The organism is Maricaulis sp. (genome assembly GCF_030149235.1).
Lineage (GTDB): Bacteria > Pseudomonadota > Alphaproteobacteria > Caulobacterales > Maricaulaceae > Maricaulis.
Genome location: NZ_JASBRW010000050.1, coordinates 1 through 2,112, shown reverse-complemented (window position 1 = coordinate 2,112; position 2,112 = coordinate 1). Strand labels below are relative to the sequence as shown.

At 64.0% G+C, this 2,112-nt stretch carries 2 protein-coding genes and 1 pseudogene; 1 reads left to right on the top strand and 2 read right to left on the bottom strand.

Annotation, left to right across the window (positions count from 1 at the left end; translation table 11 throughout):
- Positions 1-603, bottom strand: a pseudogene (locus Q1V51_RS07410) (peptidase S1); the annotation flags it as partial.
- A gap of 32 nt (positions 604-635) precedes the next feature.
- Between Q1V51_RS07410 and Q1V51_RS07405 the strand changes: the two are divergent.
- Positions 636-1,241 carry a hypothetical protein gene (locus Q1V51_RS07405; protein WP_300554791.1) on the top strand — a complete coding sequence of 202 codons (606 nt, stop codon included), beginning with the start codon at positions 636-638 and terminating at the stop codon, positions 1,239-1,241.
- Between the two features lie 9 nt (positions 1,242-1,250).
- Here the strand turns inward: Q1V51_RS07405 and Q1V51_RS07400 are convergent, their stop codons facing one another.
- Positions 1,251-2,063, bottom strand: a complete 813-nt coding sequence (locus Q1V51_RS07400) for a PhzF family phenazine biosynthesis protein (RefSeq protein ID WP_300554789.1) — start codon at positions 2,061-2,063, stop codon at positions 1,251-1,253.
- Between the last annotated feature and the right edge of the window lie 49 nt (positions 2,064-2,112).

The following is a 2,112-nucleotide window of genomic DNA, read 5'->3' as shown; positions in this document are numbered from 1 at the left end:
GACAACACTCCAGGGGAAGGCCGATGTGTCCATGAAGACCCGGTCATCGAAACCGAAATAATGGTCATTAATGCCCATCGGGCGCTCGCGGCCGAAACAGTCGGCCCGGTCCGAGCGGGCGGCGCAGGTGCCATCGCCGATATCCGGCTCGTTGCAGACGCCGTTGAACGCGGTCTCGCAGCTGTCATTGCGGAAGCGGAGGTGGATGACGCTGCCACAATCGGCGAGATCGGTCGCCTGCGTACAGGCACCGGTACCGAAACCGGGCTCGTCACACTCGCCGTCATTGGCCCAGCGGCAGGAATTGTCCTCGACGCCTTCCGCCAGGCGCCAGCAATCTGAATAATCCGTGCCCTGGCGGCAGGCTCCGGTGCCCAGGCCCGGGTCATCACACTCACCGTCATTGGCGTACTGGCAAGTGTCCGAGCCGGTATAGCGTCCGGTCGACACGCCGGTCGGCTTGTCCGGTTTCTGGGTATAGGTGCGCAGATAATTACCGATTTCCCGGCTGGTCAGATGAACAGTTTCGTCTGCCGTATCCTGAGCCAGCGCCGCCGGTGCCAGGAAAAGCGTCGCAGCGAGCGCGATCCAACCCATCCGCATAGATGAACTCCCATACCTATTGCTTTGCAATTATGGCCCTTATTCGCGGCAAGACCAAGGCAGCGCGTATCGTTCAGCAAGATGACCCCCAGCTGAACCGGGCATTCAAGGCGCGCTCAGGCGCGCTGGTGTTTGTTGTCTCCATCAACGGCCCGGTGCGGCCGGAAACGGCAAAGGAGACCGCCATGTCATTTTTCAAGAGCGCCATCGCCGCCGCCCTTCTGGCCGGCATGGGAGCTGCAGCACTGCCCGCCGCCGCATCGGCCGGCACCTGGTACCTCAATGCCCGGGCCTGCCCCGATCTGCGTGAGGATCGCCGCGATCGCCGGGTCTATGAAGGCCGATGGGATGTGCGCGAGGATCGCCGCGATCGACGGGTGATCGAATGCCCGCCGCGCGCCTGGACCTATGTCCCCGACCGCTGGGAACGCCGTAATGGTCTTGAGCGCGGCACCGGCGCCCGCCTTGGTACGCCGGGTATCGTCTACCGCCGCCATGGCGAGTTTTACCGGGAAACCCGCCGCGGCGATCTGCGCCAGATCAATGTCGTGATCGAACGTGGTCGCCGGGGTGTCCGCGACCATCGCCGGGACCGTCGCCATGATCGTCGCAGCCGCTATGGCAGCTATCGTCACTAATCCGGTCGGTCAGACCAGGATTGATCCTTCCAGATAACGCGGCGCGTGGCCATGCAAGGCCACGCGCTCGCCTTTGTGCTCGACCTCCAGCGCACCCGGGCGCTGGCCGATCTGGCGGGCGATCAGGCCGGACTTGCCGAGCCGCTCGGCCCAGTAGGGTGTCAGGGTGCAATGGGCTGAGCCGGTGACCGGGTCCTCATTCACACCGGAGGCCGGGGCAAAGAAGCGCGACACGAAATCGGTCGTACGGCCGGGCGCGGTGAGAATGATATTGGTGTTGTGGCGGCGCAAAAGGCCGTGATCGGGCAGGGCAGTCGAGACGAGGCCCTCATGCGGCATCACCCACATCTGATAGCCGGCACCGTGAATGCGTTCGATCTGATAGACCTCGTCGGGAGAAGCTTCGATACCGATCGCGGCCTGGAGGGCATCGCTTGGGCGACCTGGCCGGTAGCCGATGGCCGGCAGGTCCATGGCGAAGCGCTCGCCGTCCTGGCTGACCTCAAGCCGTCCCGAGCGGGTATCGAATTTCGCGCTCTCGCCCTTCACCGCCTTCTCACCGAACAGGACGGCGCCGGCCGACAAGGTCGCATGGCCGCACAAATCGACCTCGACCGCGGGCGTGAACCAACGCAAATGCCAGGTGTCCTCGCCGGTCGGCACGACGAAGGCGGTCTCGGAGAGATTGTTCGAGGCGGCAATGCCGAGCAGGACCTTGTCCGCCGGGAAGTCGTCCATCAGGCAGACCCCGGCCGGATTGCCGCTGAAGGGCATGGCCGGATCGGAAAAGGCGTGAATTTCGAAATAGGGCAGACGCGGCATGGAAGGCTCCTCAATCTTTAGTCACGAGGTGAACCTGATTTGCCGGGAA